Source organism: Collimonas arenae, from assembly GCF_001584165.1.
GTDB lineage: Bacteria > Pseudomonadota > Gammaproteobacteria > Burkholderiales > Burkholderiaceae_D > Collimonas > Collimonas arenae.
Map to the genome: position 1 here is coordinate 3,200,451 of NZ_CP013233.1, position 22,792 is coordinate 3,223,242.

The following is a 22,792-nucleotide window of genomic DNA, read 5'->3' on the forward strand; positions in this document are numbered from 1 at the left end:
TCCGCTCTTTCGTCGCACGTCACAGGCTTAGTTAAGTCGGGTCAGAGTGAAGTTCCTGCGTGCTTTTTTGCAGGAACTTCACTCTGACCTCAGATGACTGGTGCTCAGATGACTGGTGTTATCTCAAGCAATCTGAGGCCACCCTACGCCGGCTTATGTCCAGTCAGTGCTGCGCCGGCATTCAAGGGCAGGCGCCGAGTGACTGGAATCGATGCCATCGAGAACAGACCGATCACAACGAAAGCCGGCCAGAAGTCTGCAGCCACGATCGTCTCGTGGCCTTGCAGGCGACTCGACAGATGCACCGCCAGGCCGCCGATGGTCACTCCCAATCCCAACGAAATCTGCTGCACCACGCTGGCCAGGCTGGTCGCCCGGCTCACGTCTGCGCTATCGAGGTCGGCATACGCCATCGTGTTGAGACAAGTGAATTGCATCGATGGGAAAAAGCCACCCAGCAGGACTACCGCCATCATGACCAGGTACGGCGTGGTCGGCGTGAACAAGCCGTAGGAAGCCAATGCCAGGCCGGCCAGCACCGCATTCCAGATCAGCACCGAACGGAAGCCGTAGCGCCGCAGCACCGAAGTGCCGATGGCTTTCATGAAGATCGCGCCGAAAGCCGAAGCGCAAGTGATGGTGCCGGCATGAAACGCGTTCATGCCGAAACCAACCTGCAACGCCAACGGCAACAGGAACGGCACCGCTCCCAGGCCGATACGGAACAGCGAACCGCCCAGTACGCTGGCGCGGAAAGTCGGGATGCGCAACAGGCGCAGGTCAAGCAACGGAAATGGTTCGCGCCGCGCATGGCGCAGATAGATATACAGGGTCAGGCCGCCCAGCAGGCACATGCAGAATGCCCATTCGGTCGACAATAGTTCGCCGTCGATCAGCGATAAGCCCAGCATCACCAGCGTGCTGCCGACCGCCGACAACACAAAACCCTTCATGTCCAACGGCTGCAGATCGTCTGATTTGTAGTTTTCGATGTAGCGGCTAGCCAGGTACATGCCGAGCAGGCTGATCGGCAGGTTAATCAGGAAGATCCAGCGCCAATGAAAATAAGTGGTGATGAAGCCGCCCAGCGGCGGTCCGATGACCGGTCCCAGCTGGGATGGTATGGTGAGATAGCTGATGGCCTTGACCAGCTCGGTGCGCGGCACCGAACGGAAAATCACGATACGTCCGACCGGCACCATCATGGCGCCGCCGATGCCTTGCAGGAAGCGCGCAGCGACGAATGCTGCGAGCGAGCTTGAGGCTGCACACATCAGGGAACCGCACAAGAAGACCAGGATTGCAGAACGGAACACGGTACGCGCGCCAAAACGGTCGGCGACCCAACCGCTGATCGGGATGAATACACCGAGGCCGACCACGTATGAGGTGAGAGCCAGTTTCAGGGTAAGGGGATCTTGCCCGAGATCGTGTGCCAGCACCGGCAGCGAGGTGGCGATCACCGTCGCGTCCATGTTCTCCATGAACAGCGCGCAAGCGACAATTAGCGGGATGAGAAGAGTACGTTGCACTGCTGGCGACCGTTGGGTAAACAAAAAGACAGATGCAAGCAGTGTTGCATCTGTCTGGCGCTAGTTTACACCCAATCCCGAAAGTTGGCAGGATGTATGCGGCCGCATTCCGTCACATCGTCTGCGACATACAATCAGGCCAGCTTGCGTTGCCCCGGATCGTAGTAAAAACGTTCCTCTGCGATCTTGTCGCCACGCCACAGCTGATAAGCGATTTCTTCCAGCTGGAAACTGCGGCCGTCGTGAGCCACCAGTTCGAACAGCCAGTTGATCGCAACCCGGTCACCGTCGATCAGGAATGATTTGGCCCCAGCGTGCGAATTTCCTTGAGGGCAGCCAGCGCCTTCTGTTCTCCCGCCACCAGCAAGGCACGGCCTTTGCGCGGCGGCTCCTGATTTTCCTGCATACTGGCGTCCTCGGCATAGAACTCCTCGATCGCCTCCACATATTTACCCTGTACTACCAGCGCAATGAAACTTTCAACCAGCTCTCGGTGTGGCATGACATGTTTCCTTTGTGATGAAAAACCTAAAATGGCCCATTCGATTGCCTCAGCCTATCCGGCAGACCATCGTGCGGACCAAGCGGGACCTGTGGGACATCGGCCCAATACTGATCGCCGATGCGGGCGTTACGGTCGGGATGCAATGGATAGCGCACCTGGTTGTCGCACGAAAGCACTCACCCACCACCAGCATGCGCACATCGCTGTCGGTATTGTTGATGAAGGTGTGAGCGATGCCTGTCCCGGCAGGAAATCCGACAGCGTCGCCGGGCGCCAACCGATGCAGGTAGCCATCCAGCCACACATCGGGCGTGCCTTCGATCACATAGGCAAATTCCTCTTCGGTTTTTTCGGCGTGCGGCCAGGAAGTGCGGCGTCCCGGCTTCAGCAATTCATGATGGATGCCGATCCGGGTCAAGCCGAATGTCCGACCAAACGGCGAACCGATCGACATCAGTTCGGCACTGTCTGGATAGCTGGAATCATCGGCGCCACGAATTTCCTGCCAGTTCTTGATACACGCGGGTCGCGTCATGATGCCTCCCATTTGCCTCGATTGATTCTGACTCGCCCCCCTTTAATGGGAAAGCATGATCCGATATCCTACCGCAGTCTCGGTCAGCAGGTATTTAGGTTGCGCCGGGTCGTCTTCCAGCTTTTGCCGCAAATGTCCCATGTAAATTCGCAGATAGTGCCCACTCTCCGAATGCGACGGTCCCCACACCTCCTTGAGTAACTGCGGATTGGTGACGACGCGTCCGGCATTCGCCACCAGCACCGTCAGCAACCGATATTCGGTCGGCGTCAGGTGCACTTGCTGCTGTGCCTTGGTGACTAACCGTGCCTGCAGATCGAGCGTGACGTCGCCGAACCGGATCAAGCCATCCTCGCCGGCCAGCGGCTGATGCTGGCGGCGCAACGTGGCGCGCACCCGCGCCAGCAACTCGCCGACGCCGAACGGCTTGCTCAGGTAATCGTCGGCGCCGGCATCCAGCGCCCTGATCTTGTCGGCTTCGTTAACACGCGCCGACAATACGATGATCGGCACGCGCGACCATTTGCGCACATCCAGGATGAAATCAACGCCGTCGCCGTCCGGCAAGCCGAGATCGAGGATCACCAGATTCGGCTTGCGGGTGCCGCAATCGATCAAGCCGCGTTGCATGGTTTCGGCCTCGAAAATCTGCCAGCCTTCGCTCTCCAGGGCCGCGCGCACAAAACGCCGGATCTGCGGCTCGTCTTCCACCAGCAGTGCTATTGGTGTTGGTTGCATTGTCATGCTTTCTCCATGTTGCCGTCCTCGCCGGCATCGTCGCCGCCATCCGTTTCAGCCGCTGCCGGCGCGAAATCGCCTTCTTCCGGATCAGGCATGCTCGGCGGTGCGCCAAGAGGAATGGTAAAGACAAATTCGGCGCCCTTGCGTTGCTCTGCGTTGCCGCCTTTTTGATGACCGCTGTGAGCGTGGATGGTGCCGCCGTGGGCCTCGACGATGGCCCGACAAATGGCCAATCCCAGTCCCACTCCGGGCTTGGCCGATTCGCGCTCGCCGCGGGTGAATTTTTCAAATATCGCGTCTTCCATGCCGACCGGCAGACCTGGCCCGTCGTCGGCCACCGTCACCGCCAAAAATCGTCCGTTGACAACGGCGGCCAACACGATGTGAGAACCCGGCGCTGTGTACTTGGCGGCGTTTTCCAGCAAGTTGCATAGCACGCGTTCAATCAGCACCGCATCAAAACGAATCAGCGGCAGTTCATGCGCCACGCGTATTTCCACCGGGTGCCCAACCAACGCCGAGGCGCTGGCGCGCATCGCGCTGCCGACCACTTCCTCGAATGGCTGCCATTGCAAATTCAGCTTGACCTCGCCGCTCTGGATGCGCGCCATGTCCAACAGATTGGTCACCAGCGCACTCATGCGCAGCATCTCGCTGTGCAGCGCGGCAGCCAGCACCTCCTGGTTTTGCTGCAACGGCGGCTTCGACAGCAGCAGCGACTCCGACAAGCCGACCAGCGCCGTCAACGGCGTGCGCAAGTCATGCGACAGCGCTGACAACAACGAGTTGCGCAAACGCTCCGATTCCATCCGCACCAGCGCATCCTGCGCCACCTCGACATAATGCACGCGCTCAAGCGCGATGGCGGTCAGCGTGGCAAACGTGTATAGCTGTTGCTGCTGTTCCGGGATCAATATCCAGCGGCGACTGTGTGGCAGGATCGCCAGCACGCCGCGCGTACGCATCGGCGCCACCAGCGGCACATATAGGTAATTGCTGGCTGGTAGCGTGTCGGTGCCGATGCCGGCGCTGCTGGCATTGTCGAACGCCCATTGTGCGATGCCCATGTCGAGTGCTGCCGCCATGTTGGCCGCATCCCCCGGAATCACCGGCGGCATTTGCAGACGGCCGGCGTCATCCGGCACCAGCAGCAAGGTCTTGGCCTGGAAACTGCGTTGCAGGAAGCGCCGGCTGGTCTCGAATATCTGTTCAGTCTGCAGCACCGCCGACAGTTCCCGTGCGAACTCGAACAAGGCGCGCGAGCGCGCCTCGCGATCGGATGCGATCCTGGCCTGGTAACGCAAACCGGTGGTCAGATGCGTAATGGTCAGGCCTACCGCCAGCATCACGCCGAAGGTCAGCAGGTATTGGAAATCGCTGACGGCGAACGAAAACCGTGGCGGCACAAAAAAGAAATCGAACGATGCGATGCTCAGCAATGCCACAAAAATCGCTGGGCCTCGGCCGTAGCGTATGGCGATCAGCACCTCCGCCAGCAAATACAGCATGACGATATTGGCCAGGTCGAAAAACGGCAAGATCGGCGTCGCCAGCAATGTCACCAGCACACAAACACCCAGCGCCCAAGCATAGCCCCACCACTCGATCCGGCTCTGCATCGGCAGGTAACGCGGCGTGGCACGGCCCGCCTCGTCGTCATCTTTTGCTGATGTGGTCGACGGCGGTACGCCGATTTCAATCACATCGATATCGTTGGCCAGCCTTGCGATGCGGGCCGAATGGTTGGCTTGCCATGGATAGCGGCGTTGGCTGCGGCCAATGATGATCTTCGAAAAATTGTGGCTGCGCGCGTAACTCGCCATGACCGCCGCCACCTCGTTACCGGCCAGCACCGCGGTGGTTGCACCCAGGTCTTGCGCCAGCTTGAGGGTTTTCAGGATGCGCTCGCGCTTGACCGACGGCAGGCGCTGCAAGCTCGGCGTCTCGACATAGATCGCATGCCATTCGGCATTGAGCTGGGTCGCCAGCCGGGCTGTGCTGCGGATCACGTGCTCGGCGCTGGGCGACGGTCCGACGCAAGCCAGCAACGCGGCGTCGGTTTGCCACACGGCGCCGATGGATTTCTCGATGCGATAGGCCTGGACATCGCCCTGCAGGCGATCGGCGGTACGGCGCAGGGCCAGTTCGCGCAATGCGATTAGATTGCCTTTGCGGAAAAAATTGCGGGAAGCGCGTTCTGCTTGCGGCAGCTTGTAGACCTTGCCGAGCTTGAGCCGGGTCAGTAATTCATCGGCCGGCAAATCCACCAGCACCACTTCATCGGCGGCATCGAAGACAGTATCAGGCAGGGTTTCCGCCACCCGGATGCCGGTAATTCCGCCTACCACGTCGTTCAGGCTTTCCAGATGCTGGACGTTCAGCGTGGTGAATACATCGATGCCGGCATTGAGCAATTCTTCGACATCCTGCCAGCGCTTCGGATGACGCGAACCCGGCGCGTTGGAATGCGCCAGCTCATCGACCAGGATCAGCGAGGGTTTGCGTTGCAAAGCGGCGTCCAGATCGAATTCCGGCAGTTGCTTGTCGCGATACTCAATCTGCTTCAGCGGCAGCAGCTCCAGACCGTTCAACATGGCGGCAGTTTCGGCACGGCCATGGCTTTCGATCACGCCGGCCAGCACCTCGCGCCCTTCACTATGCAATTTGTGCGCGGCGCCGAGCATCGCATAGGTTTTTCCGACGCCGGCCGATGCGCCAAAATAGATGCGCAGCTTGCCGCGCCCGGCCAGGCTCTCCTGCACCTGCAACTGGGCCAGCAAGGCATCCGGATCAGGGCGCAAATCGCCGTTTGAGTTGGGTGAAGACATGTCAGTGTTCTGGTTGCCTGATGAGTTCCGCCAGCCAGGCGGTCATGTGAATCTATAAGCCAATTGTAGATGGAATTCATCCACCGCTACGACATCCTATAAGCTATTTGCCTTCCCCGCCAGCCGCCTGCTACAAAGGCGAACAGGCCGGAATGCCTTATGCATTCCGGCCCATGCTTGGAAAGCAGCTTACTGACAATAATCAGAAGGTTTTTGTCGCGCCAATCACCAACGAGGTTTTACCCAGGTTCTTGCGATCTGGCGCCGGTCCGACGTAATTATTGGTGTCGGTGCCAATCACAGCGATGCTACCCGACAGGAAGCCGAAATCCTTGGTCAACCCGACTTTCCAGTCGCTGTAGCTGGAGGCCGAATTATTCTTTACCGTTTGATGGCCGGCATGCAAATTGACCGTGTAACCGTTGGTGACATCGATATTGGCGCCGATATCCAGATAACCGCTGTTCTTGCTGTTGGCAAAACCGAACAGATTGGTCACCGATTGCGAATATTTGATATAGGCAGGACCATAACCGAGCTGGCCGTAGAGTTCCGTCGTGTCGGCGCTAGGATTCAAGCCGTTGGATGGATAGACATACGACAAGACACCGAAGTCGTAGCTCAAATCCTGAGTGAAGTTACCCTTTTTGCCGGCGTAGATATCCCACTCGATGTTGCCGCTGCCGCCGCTATCCTTGATCCACTTCAGTGTCGACAACCAGGTTCCAACATACAGGCCGGTTGGATTGTTGCTGTAGTCAGCTCCGCCTTGCAGCGCTGGCTCCAGACGTGTCTGCGAAATGCCGCGGAAGCGGTAATCCGATACCAGGCTGGCATTGAAAGTCAGGGAATTATCGGGAACGGCCTCTTCCGCTTGCGAGCAATTTGCAGTGAAAGCAGTAACGCCGATGACGGTAACCAGGCCAGCAAAATAGATAATTTTCTTCATATACTCTAAGTGGAATAAAAATGGTGTGCTACTTGTTTATTCAAAGCAGCGGTAATAGGGACGTGTAGAAGCTGACCGTACGATGTACGGTCAGCCCTGCAAGCACGACTACCTCTGGAATGAAATTGGGTGGGTAAAACTCAATGGGCTGCCGGAGCCTGTCGATCCAGCGCAAGATTCAACGCCAGGACGTTGACACGCGGCTCGCCAAGAAAGCCCAGGCTGGGCTGCAGCTTCAGGCTGTCGATGATGCCGCGCACGGTATCGACGTTCAATTTACGTTCGCGCGCCACGCGGCCGGCCTGGTAATAAGCGGCGGCCAGGCTGATTTCCGGATCGAGGCCGCTGCCGGAAGCAGTCACCAGATCAACCGGGATCGGCAAGGTATTGCCAGGGTCGGCAGCTTTCAGCGCATCAATGCGGCCTTTGACGGCGTCGATCAGGGCCGGATTGCTCGGTCCGAAGTTGGAGCCGCCAGACGCCTGCGGGTTGTAGGGCATCGGACTGGTAGCCGACAAACGCCCCCAGAAATAATTCGGCGCTGAGAACTCCTGACCGATCAAGCGTGAACCGATCAGCTTGCCGTTTTGCACAATCAGGCTGCCCGAGGCCTGGTCGGGAAAGGCGACCTTGCCGATGCCAGTGATGGCCAGCGGATAAATCACGCCACATAGCAGGGTCAATCCTGCGAACAGCACCAGCGCCGGACGCATTACGCCTTGCGACGCCACTTTTTCCTTGGTAGCCGACTGCGCTGGAGATAATGTTGTTGTAGATGCTGATTTCATTTCTAGACTCCCAATTACACCAAGTGCATGACCGCCAGGATCATGTCGATCAATTTGATGCCGATGAATGGCAGGATGATGCCGCCCAGACCATAGATCAGCAGGTTACGGCGCAACAGCGACGCAGCCCCGACCGCCCGATAACGAACGCCCTTCAATGCCAGCGGAATCAGCACAACGATGATCAGCGCATTGAAAATCACCGCCGACATGATGGCCGAAGACGGGCTTGCCAGACGCATCACGTTCAGCGCCGCCAGTTGCGGATAAGTGGTGATGAAAGCGGCCGGGATGATCGCAAAATATTTGGCGATATCGTTGGCGATCGAGAAGGTCGACAAGGCACCGCGCGTCATCAGCATCTGCTTGCCGATCTCGACGATCTCCAGCAGCTTGGTCGGATTCGAATCGAGGTCGACCATGTTGCCGGCTTCCTTCGCCGCCTGTGTACCGCTGTTCATCGCCACCGCCACGTCAGCCTGAGCCAATGCCGGAGCATCGTTGGTGCCGTCGCCGGTCATCGCCACCAGGCGGCCTTCCGATTGGTAACTGCGGATCAGTTTCAGCTTGTCTTCTGGCGTCGCTTCCGCCAGGAAGTCATCGACCCCTGCTTCGGCCGCGATCGAGGCCGCAGTCAGGCGATTATCGCCGGTGATCATGACCGTCTTGATACCCATCCGGCGCAACTCGGCAAAGCGTTCCTTGATGCCGCCTTTGACGATGTCCTTCAGTTCCACCACGCCCATCACCACGCCGTCGTCAACCACCACCAGCGGCGTGCTGCCGCGGCGGGCAACATCGTCGACGTTATGTGCGACTTCGGTCGGGAATGGCTGTCCCAATTCCTGCAGATAGTTTTTCAACGCCTCGGACGAACCCTTGCGGATTGCACGGTTGCCGATATCAATGCCGCTCATGCGGGTCTGCGCGGTGAACGGCACAAAGGTGGCATGCAGCGAAGTCATCTCGCGTTCGCGGATATTGAAGCGTTGCTTGGCCAATACCACAATGCTGCGGCCTTCCGGCGTTTCGTCAGCCAGCGAGGCCAGTTGTGCGACATCAGCCAGTTGCTGCTCGGTGACGCCGGGAGCCGGAATGAAGGCCGAAGCCTGGCGATTGCCGAGCGTGATGGTGCCGGTCTTGTCCAGCAGCAGCACGTCAACGTCGCCGGCGGCTTCCACTGCACGGCCAGAGGTGGCGATCACATTGGCTTGCATCATGCGGCTCATGCCGGCCACACCGATGGCAGACAACAAGGCGCCGATAGTAGTTGGGATCAGACACACCAGCAAAGCTACCAATACCGTGATGGTGATTGGCGTGCCGAACTTGGCGGCGGTCACGCTGAACAGCGAGAATGGCAGCAGAGTCACAGTCACCAGCAGGAACACGATAGTCAGTGCCACCAGCAGGATGGTCAAGGCGATTTCATTCGGCGTCTTTTGGCGCTTGGCGCTCTCCACCATCGAGATCATCCGATCGAGAAAGGCTTCGCCCGGATTGACCGAAACGCGCACCACCAGCCAGTCGGACAGGATGCGGGTACCGCCGGTGACGGCAGAAAAGTCGCCGCCGGATTCACGGATCACAGGCGCCGATTCACCGGTGATCGCACTTTCGTCGACCGAGGCCACGCCTTCGATGACTTCACCATCGACCGGGATAACGTCGCCGGCTTCCACCAGCACGACGTCGCCCTTGCGCAGGTTGCTGGCTGGAGTCGAAGTCCAGTTGCTTTGCTGGCCCTTGGACTTGCTGTTGGCTTCCAGCTTCTTGGCTGAAACGGTTTGCTTCAATGCGCGTAACGATTCGGCTTGCGCCTTGCTGCGGCCTTCCGCCAGGGCTTCGGCGAAATTGGCGAACAGGACGGTGAACCAGAGCCATACCGAAATCGCCAGGATGAAAGCCGGGCTGGCTTCACCCTTGCCGGTCAAGGCCTGGAAATACAACAGTGTGGTCAGGATGCTGCCGACATAAACCACGAACATGACTGGGTTGCGCAATTGCGTTTGCGGCGCCAGTTTTTTGAACGATGCGACGATGGCCGGGCCCATGAGCGCGGAATCGAAGAGCGTCAGATTGGTGCGAGACATGATGATCCTTCTTCTTGATTGGCTGGGGAGGAGCCGTTCGTCGTACTGCGACGCTTCGTGGACTCCGTCCCCAAAATGTTTTTATTTCGGCGCGAACATTTGCAAATGCTCAACCACAGGACCCAACGCCAGGGCCGGTACGTAGTTCAATACACCAACCAGAACCACCACACCGATCAGCAATACGATGAACAGCGGACCATGGGTCGGCATCGTTCCCGAATTAGGTTCCAAGCGCTTCTTGGCGGCAAACGAACCAGCCATCGCCAGGATCGTGATAATGATGATGAAGCGTCCGAACCACATCGCGATTGCCAGCATGACGTTATAGAACGGCGTATTGGCCGACAATCCACCAAACGCGCTGCCGTTGTTGTTGGCGGCCGACGAGAAGGCATACAGTATTTCGCTGAATCCATGTGCGCCAGGGTTGAGGATGCCCGCCACACCGGCGGTTGCCATCACTGCGATCGCGGTGCCGCCCAATACCAGCATCGGCGTTGCCAGGATCGCAATCGAAGTCATCTTCATTTCGAACGACTGAATTTTCTTGCCGAGATACTCTGGGGTGCGGCCGATCATCAGGCCGGCGATGAACACCGCCATGATGGCGAACACCAGCATGCCGTACAGGCCGGAACCGACGCCACCGAACACCACTTCACCCATCTGGATCAGGGCCATCGGCACCAGGCCACCCAAGGCTGTGAACGAATCGTGCATGGCATTCACTGCGCCGCACGAAGCTGCTGTGGTCACCGCTGCAAACAAAGCTGAAGCGCTGACGCCGAAACGGGTTTCCTTGCCTTCCATGTTGCCGCCGGATTGCAGCAGGCTATGCGCCTGGTCTACGCCCAGTGCGCCGATTCCAGGATGCGATTGCTGCTCGGCGTACATCACCACTGCCGTCATGACGACAAAGATGAGAGTCATCGCCGCCAGCACCGCCCAGCCCTGGCGGATGTCGCCGACCATGAAGCCGAAGGTAAAGCACAGCGCGGCAGGGATCAGGAAGATCGCCAGCATCTGCATGAAATTCGACAGCGGTGTCGGATTTTCATACGGGTGCGCCGAGTTCGCATTGAAGAAACCGCCACCGTTGGTGCCGATCATCTTGATAGCTTCCTGTGACGCTACCGGACCCATAGCCAGGGTCTGCACCTTGGTGTTCATGGTTTCCATTACCGGCTTGCCGGCTGCATCGTTGACAGGTTGGCCATCGGCACCGACTTTCGGCTGCTGATAGGTCAGCGGCTGCACGATGTTGGCGTCCTTATAGGAGTCGAAATTCTGGATCACGCCTTGGCTGATCAAAAATACCGAAAAGATCACCGCCAGCGGCAACAGGAGGTACACGGTGCTGCGCGTGATGTCGGTCCAGAAATTACCGATCGAGTTTGCAGAATGGCGCGAAAAGCCGCGAATCAAGGCAAAGGCAACCGCAATGCCGGTCGCTGCGGAAAAGAAGTTCTGCACGGCCAGCACCAGCATCTGGGTCAGATAGCTCATCGCGCTTTCACCCGAATAACCCTGCCAGTTGGTGTTGCTGATAAAGCTGACAGCCGTGTTGAATGCAGAATCCGAGCTCAGATTGGCAAAGTGTTGCGGATTCAGCGGCAACCAGAGCTGGAAGCGTTGCAATGCATAAGTGGCCAATGCGCCGATGGTATTAAAAATCAGCAACGCCAGCGCATAGGTCTTCCAGTTCATTTCCGACTTGGCCTGGATCCCGGCGCAACGATACAGCCATTGCTCGACCCGGTTAAACCAGCCAAAACCGGTTACCGGAGCATGATCGGAGGAGCCTGCGGCTACCTGCACGATATATTTCCCGAGCGGGTAGCTCAATACCAGCAGCACCGCCAGGAAAGCGATCAACAACATGGTGGATTGGGAGGTCATGTCAGAAATCCTCCGCTTTGATCAAGGCCACGACCAGATACACCAGCAGCGCGACTGTCACCACGGCGCCAAGCACATAAAACGGGTTCATTGCCGATCCTCCAGCTTCTTGCAGCCGACCGCCAGCGCCCAGGTCACGACAAACATCGCGACGATTGCGCCAACATAAATTCCATCCATTACCAGGTCCATCATCACCCTCATTACAGATTAGTTACGGTAACGACAGGCTATAGATAAGTTTCTAAAAATGTCGTAAAGAGTCTTGGCGGGGGTGTAAACAAAGTGTAAAAAAACCGTAAAAATCGGGGAATCTGCAGAATGAAGGACACGCCGCAAGTGAATGTGCCCTTGCCGCTCTCCATCAAGTATGGAGCGGATCGCATGGATGCGCCTGAGAGCAATCGAGCGGCAAAAAAATTTCATGTTTTTTTTACCATTCCCGACCCAATTTCCCTGGGCAAACGGGTTACACTTTCAGCCTTGCCAGCCAACGCTTAAGACCGGACATGCATTACGCTCTAGATCTGCGCACCTTTATATTTAGTCATTATTTCTATACTGGTTTGCGGATCGCTACTGGCGTGGTGGGCCTGACCATGCTGGTCCTGCAATTCTCAGACCTGCCGACCGCGATGACGGTCTGTATCGGCGCCCTCTCCACCAGCCTGATGGATTTGCCGAGTACCTTGCGTCACAAATTCAATGAAATGCTGTCGAGCGTGCTGCTGTGCACCGCCGTCACGCTCATCATCAGCCTGTGCGCGCCGTTCCACTGGCTGTTGAGCTTCATGCTGGTGATAGTGACGTTCTTCGCCTGCATGATGGTGGTATATGGCAAAAAAGCCATGCCGCTGCAGTTTTCCGCGCTGTTCGTGATGACCTTGTCGATGGAAAACGCCACGAATGTGCAGCAGTCGTTCTTCCACACCGGACTGTTCCTGGCCGGCGGCCTGTCCTATCTGGCCTATTCGATGGCCGTTTCATGGTTCCTGCGCAGCCGTATCAAGCAGCAGGTGCTGGCTGAAGCGCTGTTTGAGCTGGCGCGCTACATCAACATCAAGGCTGATTTCTACGACATGCATGTCGATCTCAACAGCCAGTTCAATCTCCTGGTGCGCCAGCAGATCGTGCTGGCGGAAAAGCAGCAGGCATCGCGCGACCTGATTCTGCGCGATCCGAAGAACCAGGAAGATGCGATCCTGGTACAAGTCCATTTCGGCATGTTTGACCTGTATGAACACATCCTCTCCACCCATACCGACTACGCAATCCTGCGCCAGCACCTGGCCGATGCAGAAGTCCTGACCTATCTGCGCGACCTCGTCAACAAGGCCGCCAAGGATATTGAATCCATCGCCTACGCCGTCACACGCAAGCGCGCCTCGTTCGCCAGCATCAGCTACAAAGCGGAGCTGCGCTCGATCGAGGCGGAACTGCAGCAACTGCAACAGGACGCACTGGCCGGCAAGGTTTCCGAGGAAGCACTGGACATCCTGCGCGCCACCTACGGCAAGATTTGCGATGCGATCGACATGATCGGCCAGCTGCACCACGCCACCCAAAGCGTGCAAGGTCCGCTGCCGGTGTTGCTGGGCAAGGACATGACGCCGTTCCTCACGCAGCAAAAGTACCAGTTGGGCGTATTGGTGGCCAATCTGCGCTGGCAATCGCCGACCTTCCGCTTTGCGGTACGGGCGGCATTGGCAATCTCCTGTGGTCTGCTGGCGGCGGATGCTTTGCCGTATGCCGGACACGGCTACTGGGTGGTGCTGACGATAGCTATCATCCTCAAGCCCAGTTTCAGCCAGACCAAGCAGCGCCGTACCGATCGCCTGGTCGGCACCCTGATCGGCTGTGTCGCGACCGCGCTGATTCTGCGCTTCGTGCATGAACCGGTGGCCCTGCTCGGCTTCTTGTTCATGGCGACTGTCGCCGCGCCGGCCTTCATCTATGTCAAATACCGCTACACCGCGATCGCCGCCAGTATGCAAATCCTGCTGCAGATCAACCTGGTCATCCCGAGCAGCGGCCATGTGATCGGCGAACGCCTCATCGATACCTTGATCGGCGCCGCTATTGCCACCGCATTCAGCTTCGTCTTGCCGAGTTGGGAATACCGTACCTTGCCGCAATTGATCCGTAACGTATTGAAAAGCAACCAGCGTTATCTCGAAGCCAGCAATAACCTGTTGCAGGGCAAGGCGGTCGATGATTTCATTTATCGGATATCCCGCAAGCGTTTTCTGGACAACATTTCGGAACTGGTATCGACCTTGGTGCGCATGCTTGACGAACCGGTCAGCAAGCATCGCGCAGTAGAAAACCTGAACCAGTTCATCGTGCAGAACTATCTGGTCATGGCGCACGTGGCGGCGTTGCGCATGCTGCTGCGGCGCAATGCCGAAGACATGCCGCATGAAGCGGTAAATGCGCAACTCGATGCCGCTACTACGCATGTCTGCAGGACATTGGGGCTGGCTGAGCAAGTGCTCAATCCGCATCTCTCGCCTGTAGCTTCAGACAAGAACGATATGGAGCAACTTCCCGGATATGCCGCCGGTGGTGCAGCGCAGGCAAGCAACTGGCCGGCCTGGCATGCGTTGCAGCAACGGGTCGAGTTGCTGTATGAAGATACGGAAAAAATCGCAGTCAACAGCGCCGCCATCGGCCGTATTTTGACTGCGTGAACGATGCGCCCAGCACTCAGTAGGCCCAACGCTCCTGTGGCAGCCCCCTCCGTTGAACATCGATAAAGCCGTTGCATCGATATGGAGATCGATGTTGCGTTAAGTTGAGTATTGTTTTCCCGGCAATTCAGTCAAATTTCATGCATTGCAATTTATTGTTTCCCTCATAAAAGCCAACGAAATTCCAGCAAGAAAAATTTCCTCGTAGTATTATTTCTACATGGAAATTCATTTGGAATTTCATCAGCACAAGAGGGAAATGAGATGACATGTACGCCACTGAAATTAGCCGCAGCTTTGGTTTTGCTGCCCCTCGCTTCGGCGGCAATGGCGGCTACCAATGGCGGCACTATCCATTTTGTCGGTAGCATTGTCGAACCACCTTGCACCACCAGCATGGCCGATAGTTCCGGATCGGCTGCGGTGCAAGTGAGCATTCATTGCGAAAAGCGTAGCGCTTTCGACGTCGCGTTTCAACGCGTCGGACCTAACGCCAATTCCCCAACAACAATCTCCCTGACACGAGACGGCAAGCTACTTGGAAGCGAAGAAGCGGCGCAATACCGAATCGCATTGCAAGGACAAACCAGCCTGAGTCTGGCGGCTAAAAAAGCGGCGGCAGGAACGCCGCTCGGCCCGCTCGTCATGACGATCACTTACCAGTAGCAGTTGTCAAATAGTCCGGAAGCTGGCAAACCTCGCCTCTCACGCGCCGAATCTGCTTTCCGGCAAGCCGCCGCCATCGCTCAAGCGCAATTGAAATATCCCGCCTGCACTCGGTTCAGCCAATAAAGCCTCTGTCGACAGAGATTCACGTGCAGTGGTCACATACAAGGTATCCAGCAACGCCCCGCCCAACGCGACGCAACTAGGCTGCGCCACCGGAATCTCGACCATCCGGTCGATGTCGCCGCTCGGCGCCAGTCTCAGCACGCGGTATCCTCCCCATTGTGCATTCCACAGGTAACCGTCGCGATCGACGGTCGAGCCGTCCGGCACGCCCGGCTGCTGCCGCAAATCGGCGAACAAGCGATCATTACTGACAGCTCCGTCGCCGGTTTCATAATCGCAGCAACGAATCGTGCCGGTCGGTGAATCACAGTAGTACATGATATGACCATCGGGACTGAATCCAATGCTGTTGCTGATCGCTACCGACGGCAACGGCAGCTTCTCCAGTGTCAGGTTAGTGTTGAGCCGGTAGAAACTGCAGCAAGGCGCCAGATCAGGCGCATCGTTCTTGGTCCCGAATACAAAACGCCCGAAGCGGTCACAGCGGCCATCGTTCAGGCGGGTATGCGGCAAGTCCGCTTCGACCGCACAGATCGGCGTCACGACATGCGTGGAAAAAGTGAACCATGCCAGTTGCGAAGCCAGCCCCAACAACAGACGGTCGTCGTCGTTGGTCAATGCAAATGTCGCCAGTCGCTCAGGCATCGCCCAGCTATGCGTTTTGCCGCTGGCTGGCGTGTGGCACCACAAGGTCGCGCCGAGAATATCAGTCCAGAACAGCCGTTGCGTACGATCGCACCACAGCACGCCCTCACCCAGCATATGTTTACCATCAACCAACATGCTTGCGCCGGTGCTTGTCATCGTCCCGTCCTGCTGTCATGCCGCGCGACCTGCGTGGCACATGCTTGATCGATCATTCCTTTAACTCCTTTAGTTTGACGGTAGCGAACGGTCGCAACCGGCGAAGATGCCAGCGAGGCCTTCCAGACCTGATTTGACCAGCATATTAAATCAAATGCCATCAGTGCCACCGATGACGACAGATCCGTGTGAATGTGCATCCATGGTAAGGATTGCACCGATATCAATCTAATGAATTATTGCCCACATTAATACGAAATTTGATATCATTTTCAAACTCCAATGAAGCCGTCAACTGCGCAAATTGAAGAGTCTACAAATAAAAATCAACCAATGAGACAACCATGCCTGCCAACGACACCAACTGGTTCCTACGCGCCCGCCTGAAAACCCGGCAACTGCTGCTGCTGATTGCACTTGATGAAGAACGCAATATCCATCGCGCGGCAGAAGAACTCAACATGACGCAACCGGCCGCGTCAAAGCAATTGAAAGATCTTGAAGACATGCTGGATGTGCAGCTGTTCGAGCGACTGCCGCGCGGCATGCGGCCGACCATCTATGGCGAGGCCATGATCCGCCATTCGCGGATGGCGCTGACCAGCTTGTCGCAAGCGCACGACGACATCACAGCGCTCAAATCGGGCTTATCGGGACAGGTGAATGTCGGCGCGATCCTGTCGCCCGGGATGGTGCTGCTGCCGCCAGCAATTGCACGCCTGAAGCAGCATGCGCCGATGCTGCGGATCGGCGTCGAAGTAGAGAGCAGCAACATCCTGCTGGAACGTCTGCAGCGCGGCTCGCTAGATTTCCTGGTAGCGCGCATCCTGGATCAGGAAGACAACAGCAATCTCGAATATGAAGAGTTGTCGGACGAACCGGTGTGCGCGGTCGCCCGCGTCGATCATCCGTTGCGCAATGTCTCGAACCTGGAATTGAAGGACATCGCCGACGCCGGCTGGATCTTGCCGCCAAAGGGTAGCGTATTGCGGCACCGGGTCGACATGATGTTCCACAAGGACGGCCTGACGCCACCGGCCAATGTGGTCGATACCACTGCCATCCTGGTGATCGGCAGCCTATTGCAACAAACCGATTTCCTGCATGTGATGCCGGCCGAGGTTGCACGTTTCTACGCCCAGGTGAATGTGCTGGCGATCTTGCCGATCGAATTGCCTTGCAAGATGGACGGCTTCGGCATCATCACCCGCCGCCATCAAATTCTTTCGCCAGCCGCCACCATGTTGCGGCAAACCATACGCGACGTCGCTGCGCAAATCTATTAAGGTCTGCGACAACCTCACGCCCAGCCGGCGTCGACGATAAATTCCTGTGCGGTGCACATCACGCTGTCGTCGGCGGCCAGGAACAGCACCATGCGCGCCAGATGCCAAGGCTGCAACTTGCCCGGCAAGCACTGGTTACGCTTAATGTCTTCCTCGCCGGCGGCGTCTAGCCATAACGCGATCTGCCTCTCAGTCATCACCCATCCCGGCGAAACGGTATTGACGCGGATATTGTGAGGCCCGAGATCGCGCGCCAGGCCGCGCGTCAAACCAATGACGGCTGACTTCGCCGTGGTGTACACCGGGTAGCCGCCGTTCGACAGATGCCAACTGATCGAACTCAGATTGATGATCGATCCTCCGCCTTTTTTCTGCATGCCGGGAGCTACCGCCTGACAGGTGAAAAACAGCGGTCGCTGGTTAATGGCGATGCCGTTGTCATAAAATTCTACGGTGACGTCTTCCAGCTGATGGCGCTGGTCGTTTGCTGCATTGTTGACCAGCACATCGAAATCGCCCAATTCCTGCGCCAGATCCCTTATGGTCGATTGCAGGGCCGCGATGTCGCGGATATCGCAGTGACGGAACAAGGGCTTGACGAAGCCCGCCGCCTGTAGCCGGTCGCACAATGCTACGCTGGCCTCCACAGCAATATCGACAAAAGCCACGCGCGCACCCTGTTCGGCAAACGCGCTGACAATCGCCTCACCAATGCCACTGCCGCCGCCAGTGACAAAAACACTCTTCCCTTTCAAACTGGGAAAATGCGCCAACTGGGCAACAGAGACTTCATTTGCTACGGACATATCCACTCCTGTTCAATGTGACGCATGCGAAGCATGTCGTGATTCTAGCGGTAACTCAGCTGACCGTTGATGCGTTGCCAGATACCGAGAGGATTATCGTCCTGCAACGCAGCCGGCAGTAAATCCTGGGGCAGGTTCTGATATGACACCGGCCGCAGGAAGCGCTCGATAGATGTGGCACCGACCGAGGTAACTCGGCTGTCGGATGTCGCCGGGAACGGTCCACCATGCACCATGGAGTATGACACCTCAACCCCGGTCGGAAAACCATTCGCCAAAATCCGCCCGACCTTGCGTTCCAGGATCGGCAGCAGATCGCGCACCGTGCCATGGTCGCCATCCGCCATCTGCAAGGTTGCCGTCAATTGTCCTTCCAGATGCTCTGCCACTTCGCGCATCTCGGCGACATCACGGCAACTGATCAGCAATGAGGCCGGACCAAATACTTCTTCCGACAACTGCGGATCATTCAGAAAATCGCGGGCGCTGGTCGCAAACAGGGTTGGCACACCTTTGCAGCCGGCATCGGCAGCGACGCCCTGGCTGAGCTGATGTACCTTAGTGTTTGCGGCAAGACGGCCGACACCTTTTTGATAGGCTTGATGAATGCCGGCAGTCAGCATGGTGGCAGCATTGCGCTGCGCCAGCTGATCAGCGGCCGCAGATTGGAAACGCTCCAGATCAGGGCCTGCCAGCCCCAGCACCAGGCCGGGATTGGTGCAGAACTGGCCAACACCCAGCACCAGCGAATCGACAAAACCGCTCGCCAGCGCTTCGGCCCTTTCAGCCAGCGCGTGCGGCAACAGGAAAACCGGGTTGATGCTGCTCATTTCGGCATACACCGGAATCGGCTGTGGTCGTGCGGCGGCAACCGCCATCAACGCCAGACCGCCGTGGCGCGAACCGGTAAAACCGACTGCCTGAATGGCCGGATGACGCACCAATTCTGTACCCAGTTCGTTACCGATGCCGGTCAACAGCGAAAACACGCCTTCCGGTAAACCCGCCGTCGCAACTGCCTTTTGAATCGCCCGGCCAACCAGTTCGGAAGTGCCAGGATGTGCCGGATGCGCTTTCACCACAACCGGACAACCGGCCGCCAGCGCTGCCGCCGTGTCGCCGCCGGCGACTGAAAACGCCAACGGGAAATTGCTGGCGCCGAACACCGCGACCGGCCCCAGCGCAATCATGCGCAGGCGCAGGTCGACACGCGGCAGAGGCTGGCGCTCCGGCAGCGCCGGGTCGATGCGCGCTTCCTGCCATGAACCTTCGCGCAGCACCTCGGCAAACAGCTTGAGCTGGCCAACAGTGCGGCCGCGCTCACCTTCCAGCCTTGCCTTCGGCAAACCACTTTCACTCATGGCCCGTTCTATCAATTGGTCGCCGAGATCGAGGATGTTCTGAGCGATGGTCTCCAGGAAGCGAGCGCGCTCCTCCTGACTGGTAGCACGATAAGGATCGAAAGCAATTCGCGCAAGATCGCAGGCACAGTCAATCTCAGCTTTGCCAGCAGTATGGAATGCCGGCTCGATATCTTTTGCGGTACTCGGGTCAAACGCAAAAAAATCCGCGCCGCCGCCTTTGATGCTCGATGCGCCGATCAGCGATTCGCCTGTAATGTTCATGGTTTTCCTGACTAAATATCTATCTACAGCATAAAGTTGATGAATTTAAAGCTGCGAATTTAAAGCTGATGAATCACCGGCACCGGCAACTGCTGAACCGCAAGACGATTGCGCAATGGTGGACCGAAAGCGGCGACATCGATTTCAAATGTCTCGCCAGGAGCGACCTGGATGCCGTCGGAACAGCTCAGCGTCGCCGTGCCGAAGAAATGGATATGCACATCGCCCGGGCGCTGGAACAACGGATATTTGAAATGGTGATACTCCAGATTAGCTACCGTATGCGACATGTTCTGTTCGCCGCTGACAAACGGCTTTTCCCAGCGCACCTGTCCATCCTTGTCGCGAATGCGCGACATGCCCTCCACATGCGGCGGCAAATCGCCCACCAGCAAAGCCGGGCCAACCGCGCACACCCGCAGCTTGGAATGCGCCAGGTAAAGATAATTCTGGCGCTCGGTGACATGATCGGAAAACTCATTGCCGATCGCAAAGCCGAGCCGGTACGGCGCGCCATCCGGGCCGATCACATAAAGCGCAGCAATCTCCGGTTCCTCGCCACCGTCCAATGCGAAATGCGGCATCGTCAACGGCTGTTCGCCGGCGCAGACGATGCTGCCGTCGCCCTTGTAAAACCATTCCGGCTGCACGCCGATTTCACCCGCTGCCGGCTTGCCGCCTTCGAGTCCCATGCGGAACATCCTCATGCTGTCGGTCAGGTTGTCGACATCATTGACTTTCTTATGCATCGCATCGCGACCGTCGGCGCTGCCTAGGTGCGTCAGGCCGGTGCCGGTGACGTAGCAATGCGCAGCATCGCTGTGATCGAGCGGCGCCAGCAGGCGGCCGGCACGCGCAACCGTCGCATATTCCAACACGGTGGTGCCGAGTGCTGTCTCGACCAGGCTGGACAGTGAACTACGGCGAGAAATTGCAGCTTGCGCCAGATCATAAGTGGTAGCAAAGCCTTCAACGACGCGGATCTGTCGTCCCTCGTCCTCCAGCACTCCCACCCGACGCGCCCGTCGGCCTGCTTGAATTGCACCAGCAACATGTGTTTCTCCAGTCTGCGTAACTACTTAATGTGAATGCTTGGGAACTGCCGAACCGCGGCAGCCAACCAGGAAATCGAAATCGCAGCCTTCATCGGCTTGCAACACCCGATCTATATACAGGCTTTGGTAGCCGCCTTTCATCGCGGTCGCCTCGGTATTTGCCGCATTAACCTCTGTCCTTGCCGCCTGACGCTGCACCATCTCGCTGTCGCTGATATCCAGGTGTAAACGCCCGGCTTCGCAGTCGAGCTCGATCCAGTCGCCATCCTCGACGATTCCCAGCGGGCCGCCGGCGGCAGCCTCCGGCGCCACATGCAAAACCACGGTGCCGTAAGCGGTGCCGCTCATACGGGCATCGGAAATCCGCACCATGTCCTTGACCCCTTGCGCCAGCAATTTCGGCGGCAATCCCATATTGCCAACCTCAGCCATGCCGGGATAGCCCTTGGGGCCGCAATTCTTCATCACCAGCACAGAACTGGCATCGACATCCAGTTCCGGATCGTTGATGCGCGCCTTGTAATGCGCAAAATCTTCGAACACGACCGCCTTGCCACGATGCTTCATCAGTTCCGGCGATGCAGCCGAGGGCTTGAGCACCGCGCCGCGCGGCGCCAGGTTGCCGCGCAGGATGCAGATACCGCCATCGGCGATCAGCGGCTTGTCGATCACGCGGATCACTTCATCGTTGTAAATTGGCGCATCCAGGTTGTTGTCCCAGATCGATTTGCCGTTGACTGTCAATGCATCCTTGTGCGGCAACAGGCCGGCTTCGCCCAGACGGCGCAGCACACCAGGCAGACCGCCGGCATAGTAAAACTCCTCCATCAGGAAACGGCCGGATGGTTGCAGATCGACCAGCGTCGGCGTGCCGCGGCCGATACGGGTCCAGTCTTCTAGCTCCAGCGGCACACCGATGCGTGCGGCAATCGCTTTCAAATGGATCACGGCATTGGTTGAACCGCCAATCGCGGCATTGACCCGGATTGCATTTTCGAATGCTTCACGAGTCAGGATTTTCGACAGGCGCAGATCTTCCCAAACCATGTCGACAATCCGCATGCCCGACATGTGCGCCAGCACGTAACGTCGCGCGTCGACGGCTGGAATCGCCGCATTGTGCGGCAACGACGTGCCGAGCGCTTCGGCCATGCACGCCATGGTCGAAGCGGTACCCATCGTGTTGCACGTGCCGGCCGAGCGCGACATGCCGCTTCCGCAGAAAGGAATTGATGCATGCTGATCTGGCCGCCCTTGACCGCTTCGCTCAGTTGCCACACTGCTGTCCCGGAACCGAGATCCTTGCCTTCGTGCTTACCGTTCAACATCGGCCCGCCGGTCACCACAATCGCGGGAATGTCGCAACTGGCGGCACCCATCAACAGCGCCGGGGTGGTCTTGTCGCAGCCTACCAGCAGCACCACCGCATCCATCGGATTGCCGCGAATCGACTCTTCGACATCCATGCTCGCCAGGTTACGAGTCAGCATCGCGGTTGGCCGCAGGTTCGATTCGCCGTTGGAGAATACCGGGAACTCCACCGGGAAGCCGCCGGCTTCGGAAATGCCGCGTTTGACGTGTTCAGCAATCTTGCGAAAGTGCGCATTACAAGGCGTCAATTCCGACCAGGTGTTGCAGATGCCGATGATCGGCTTGCCCTGGAATTCATGATCGGGGATTCCCTGATTCTTCATCCAGCTGCGGTACATCATGCCGTTTTTGTCGTTGCTGCCAAACCATTCGGCGGAACGCAATGGACGTTTTTATCGACAGTCATCTGTGGTTTCCTCTTGAAATCCTGAAATTGGACGGCATCCGGCCGCACCGTGATGGATGCCAGCTTTTGTATTGGAAAATCGCT

16 protein-coding genes and 3 pseudogenes are annotated in these 22,792 nt (G+C 57.8%); 4 read left to right on the forward strand and 15 right to left on the reverse strand.

The features are described from left to right. Positions 1-143: 143 nt before the first annotated feature. From CAter10_RS14715 to kdpF, 10 genes and pseudogenes are all read right to left on the reverse strand, one after another. Positions 144-1,532 carry an MFS transporter gene (locus CAter10_RS14715; protein ID WP_257722343.1) on the reverse strand — a complete coding sequence of 463 codons (1,389 nt, stop codon included), beginning with the start codon at positions 1,530-1,532 and terminating at the stop codon, positions 144-146. 292 nt (positions 1,533-1,824) lie between these two features. Beyond that, positions 1,825-2,034 (reverse strand): hypothetical protein, encoded by a 210-nt coding sequence (locus CAter10_RS23715; protein ID WP_236905380.1) that lies wholly within the window; start codon positions 2,032-2,034, stop codon positions 1,825-1,827. Positions 2,035-2,060: 26 nt separating this feature from the next. Next, positions 2,061-2,572, reverse strand: a pseudogene (locus CAter10_RS14725) (cupin domain-containing protein). Positions 2,573-2,614: 42 nt separating this feature from the next. After that, on the reverse strand, positions 2,615-3,310 hold the full coding sequence (kdpE, locus tag CAter10_RS14730) for a two-component system response regulator KdpE (protein WP_061533994.1): 696 nt from the start codon (positions 3,308-3,310) through the stop codon (positions 2,615-2,617). Positions 3,311-3,312: 2 nt separating this feature from the next. Beyond that, positions 3,313-6,141, reverse strand: a complete 2,829-nt coding sequence (kdpD, locus tag CAter10_RS14735) for a two-component system sensor histidine kinase KdpD (protein WP_061533995.1) — start codon at positions 6,139-6,141, stop codon at positions 3,313-3,315. Positions 6,142-6,343: 202 nt separating this feature from the next. After that, positions 6,344-7,090, reverse strand: a complete 747-nt coding sequence (locus CAter10_RS14740) for a TorF family putative porin (RefSeq protein ID WP_061533996.1) — start codon at positions 7,088-7,090, stop codon at positions 6,344-6,346. Between the two features lie 140 nt (positions 7,091-7,230). After that, positions 7,231-7,803, reverse strand: coding sequence for a potassium-transporting ATPase subunit KdpC (kdpC, locus tag CAter10_RS14745; RefSeq protein WP_231879306.1), 573 nt, complete (start codon positions 7,801-7,803; stop codon positions 7,231-7,233). Positions 7,804-7,892: 89 nt separating this feature from the next. Next, on the reverse strand, positions 7,893-9,971 hold the full coding sequence (gene kdpB, locus CAter10_RS14750; RefSeq protein ID WP_061533998.1) for a potassium-transporting ATPase subunit KdpB: 2,079 nt from the start codon (positions 9,969-9,971) through the stop codon (positions 7,893-7,895). An 81-nt stretch (positions 9,972-10,052) separates the two neighbouring features. After that, on the reverse strand, positions 10,053-11,873 hold the full coding sequence (gene kdpA / locus CAter10_RS14755) for a potassium-transporting ATPase subunit KdpA (RefSeq protein WP_061533999.1): 1,821 nt from the start codon (positions 11,871-11,873) through the stop codon (positions 10,053-10,055). Between the two features lies 1 nt (position 11,874). Next, on the reverse strand, positions 11,875-11,964 hold the full coding sequence (gene kdpF, locus CAter10_RS14760) for a K(+)-transporting ATPase subunit F (RefSeq protein ID WP_061534000.1): 90 nt from the start codon (positions 11,962-11,964) through the stop codon (positions 11,875-11,877). 230 nt (positions 11,965-12,194) lie between these two features. Here kdpF and CAter10_RS22540 point away from each other — a divergent pair, with 230 nt between their 5' ends. The 3 genes from CAter10_RS22540 (at position 12,195) to CAter10_RS14770 (ending at position 15,229) form a co-directional block, all read left to right on the forward strand. Further along, positions 12,195-12,374, forward strand: coding sequence for a hypothetical protein (locus CAter10_RS22540; protein ID WP_128083090.1), 180 nt, complete (start codon positions 12,195-12,197; stop codon positions 12,372-12,374). Positions 12,375-12,382: 8 nt separating this feature from the next. After that, the gene (locus CAter10_RS14765) at positions 12,383-14,563 is read left to right on the forward strand and encodes an FUSC family protein (RefSeq protein WP_061534001.1); all 2,181 of its coding nucleotides are present in this window, start codon (positions 12,383-12,385) and stop codon (positions 14,561-14,563) included. A gap of 264 nt (positions 14,564-14,827) precedes the next feature. Beyond that, on the forward strand, positions 14,828-15,229 hold the full coding sequence (locus CAter10_RS14770; protein ID WP_061534002.1) for a hypothetical protein: 402 nt from the start codon (positions 14,828-14,830) through the stop codon (positions 15,227-15,229). Positions 15,230-15,268: 39 nt separating this feature from the next. Here the strand turns inward: CAter10_RS14770 and CAter10_RS14775 are convergent, their stop codons facing one another. Next, entirely contained in the window at positions 15,269-16,159 is an 891-nt protein-coding gene (locus CAter10_RS14775) for an SMP-30/gluconolactonase/LRE family protein (protein ID WP_061534003.1), read from the reverse strand. 344 nt (positions 16,160-16,503) lie between these two features. Here CAter10_RS14775 and CAter10_RS14780 point away from each other — a divergent pair, with 344 nt between their 5' ends. Further along, entirely contained in the window at positions 16,504-17,445 is a 942-nt protein-coding gene (locus CAter10_RS14780; RefSeq protein WP_061534004.1) for a LysR family transcriptional regulator, read from the forward strand. A gap of 14 nt (positions 17,446-17,459) precedes the next feature. Here the strand turns inward: CAter10_RS14780 and CAter10_RS14785 are convergent, their stop codons facing one another. The 4 genes and pseudogenes from CAter10_RS14785 to CAter10_RS14800 all read right to left on the reverse strand — a co-directional run bounded on the left by CAter10_RS14785 (position 17,460) and on the right by CAter10_RS14800 (position 22,685). Then, complete coding sequence (locus tag CAter10_RS14785) at positions 17,460-18,251, reverse strand: SDR family NAD(P)-dependent oxidoreductase (RefSeq protein ID WP_061534005.1); 792 nt, start codon at positions 18,249-18,251, stop codon at positions 17,460-17,462. Between the two features lie 44 nt (positions 18,252-18,295). Next, a complete protein-coding gene (locus CAter10_RS14790) occupies positions 18,296-19,876 on the reverse strand; it encodes an aldehyde dehydrogenase (NADP(+)) (RefSeq protein WP_061534006.1) in 1,581 nt (526 codons plus the stop codon). A 59-nt stretch (positions 19,877-19,935) separates the two neighbouring features. After that, positions 19,936-20,930, reverse strand: a pseudogene (gene araD1, locus CAter10_RS14795) (AraD1 family protein). A 25-nt stretch (positions 20,931-20,955) separates the two neighbouring features. Continuing rightward, positions 20,956-22,685 (reverse strand): annotated as a pseudogene (locus tag CAter10_RS14800) (IlvD/Edd family dehydratase). Between the last annotated feature and the right edge of the window lie 107 nt (positions 22,686-22,792).

Excerpts from the sequence above, each read along its gene's own strand:
- CAter10_RS23715 (WP_236905380.1), bottom strand. The coding sequence starts at position 2,034 with ATGCCACACCGAGAGCTGGTTGAAAGTTTCATTGCGCTGGTAGTACAG.
- kdpE (WP_061533994.1), bottom strand. The coding sequence starts at position 3,310 with ATGCAACCAACACCAATAGCACTGCTGGTGGAAGACGAGCCGCAGATC.
- kdpD (WP_061533995.1), bottom strand. The coding sequence starts at position 6,141 with ATGTCTTCACCCAACTCAAACGGCGATTTGCGCCCTGATCCGGATGCC.
- CAter10_RS14740 (WP_061533996.1), bottom strand. The coding sequence starts at position 7,090 with ATGAAGAAAATTATCTATTTTGCTGGCCTGGTTACCGTCATCGGCGTT.
- kdpC (WP_231879306.1), bottom strand. The coding sequence starts at position 7,803 with ATGCGTCCGGCGCTGGTGCTGTTCGCAGGATTGACCCTGCTATGTGGC.
- kdpB (WP_061533998.1), bottom strand. The coding sequence starts at position 9,971 with ATGTCTCGCACCAATCTGACGCTCTTCGATTCCGCGCTCATGGGCCCG.
- kdpA (WP_061533999.1), bottom strand. The coding sequence starts at position 11,873 with ATGACCTCCCAATCCACCATGTTGTTGATCGCTTTCCTGGCGGTGCTG.
- kdpF (WP_061534000.1), bottom strand. The coding sequence starts at position 11,964 with ATGAACCCGTTTTATGTGCTTGGCGCCGTGGTGACAGTCGCGCTGCTG.
- CAter10_RS22540 (WP_128083090.1), top strand. The coding sequence starts at position 12,195 with ATGAAGGACACGCCGCAAGTGAATGTGCCCTTGCCGCTCTCCATCAAG.
- CAter10_RS14765 (WP_061534001.1), top strand. The coding sequence starts at position 12,383 with ATGCATTACGCTCTAGATCTGCGCACCTTTATATTTAGTCATTATTTC.
- CAter10_RS14770 (WP_061534002.1), top strand. The coding sequence starts at position 14,828 with ATGACATGTACGCCACTGAAATTAGCCGCAGCTTTGGTTTTGCTGCCC.
- CAter10_RS14775 (WP_061534003.1), bottom strand. The coding sequence starts at position 16,159 with ATGACAAGCACCGGCGCAAGCATGTTGGTTGATGGTAAACATATGCTG.
- CAter10_RS14780 (WP_061534004.1), top strand. The coding sequence starts at position 16,504 with ATGCCTGCCAACGACACCAACTGGTTCCTACGCGCCCGCCTGAAAACC.
- CAter10_RS14785 (WP_061534005.1), bottom strand. The coding sequence starts at position 18,251 with ATGTCCGTAGCAAATGAAGTCTCTGTTGCCCAGTTGGCGCATTTTCCC.
- CAter10_RS14790 (WP_061534006.1), bottom strand. The coding sequence starts at position 19,876 with ATGAACATTACAGGCGAATCGCTGATCGGCGCATCGAGCATCAAAGGC.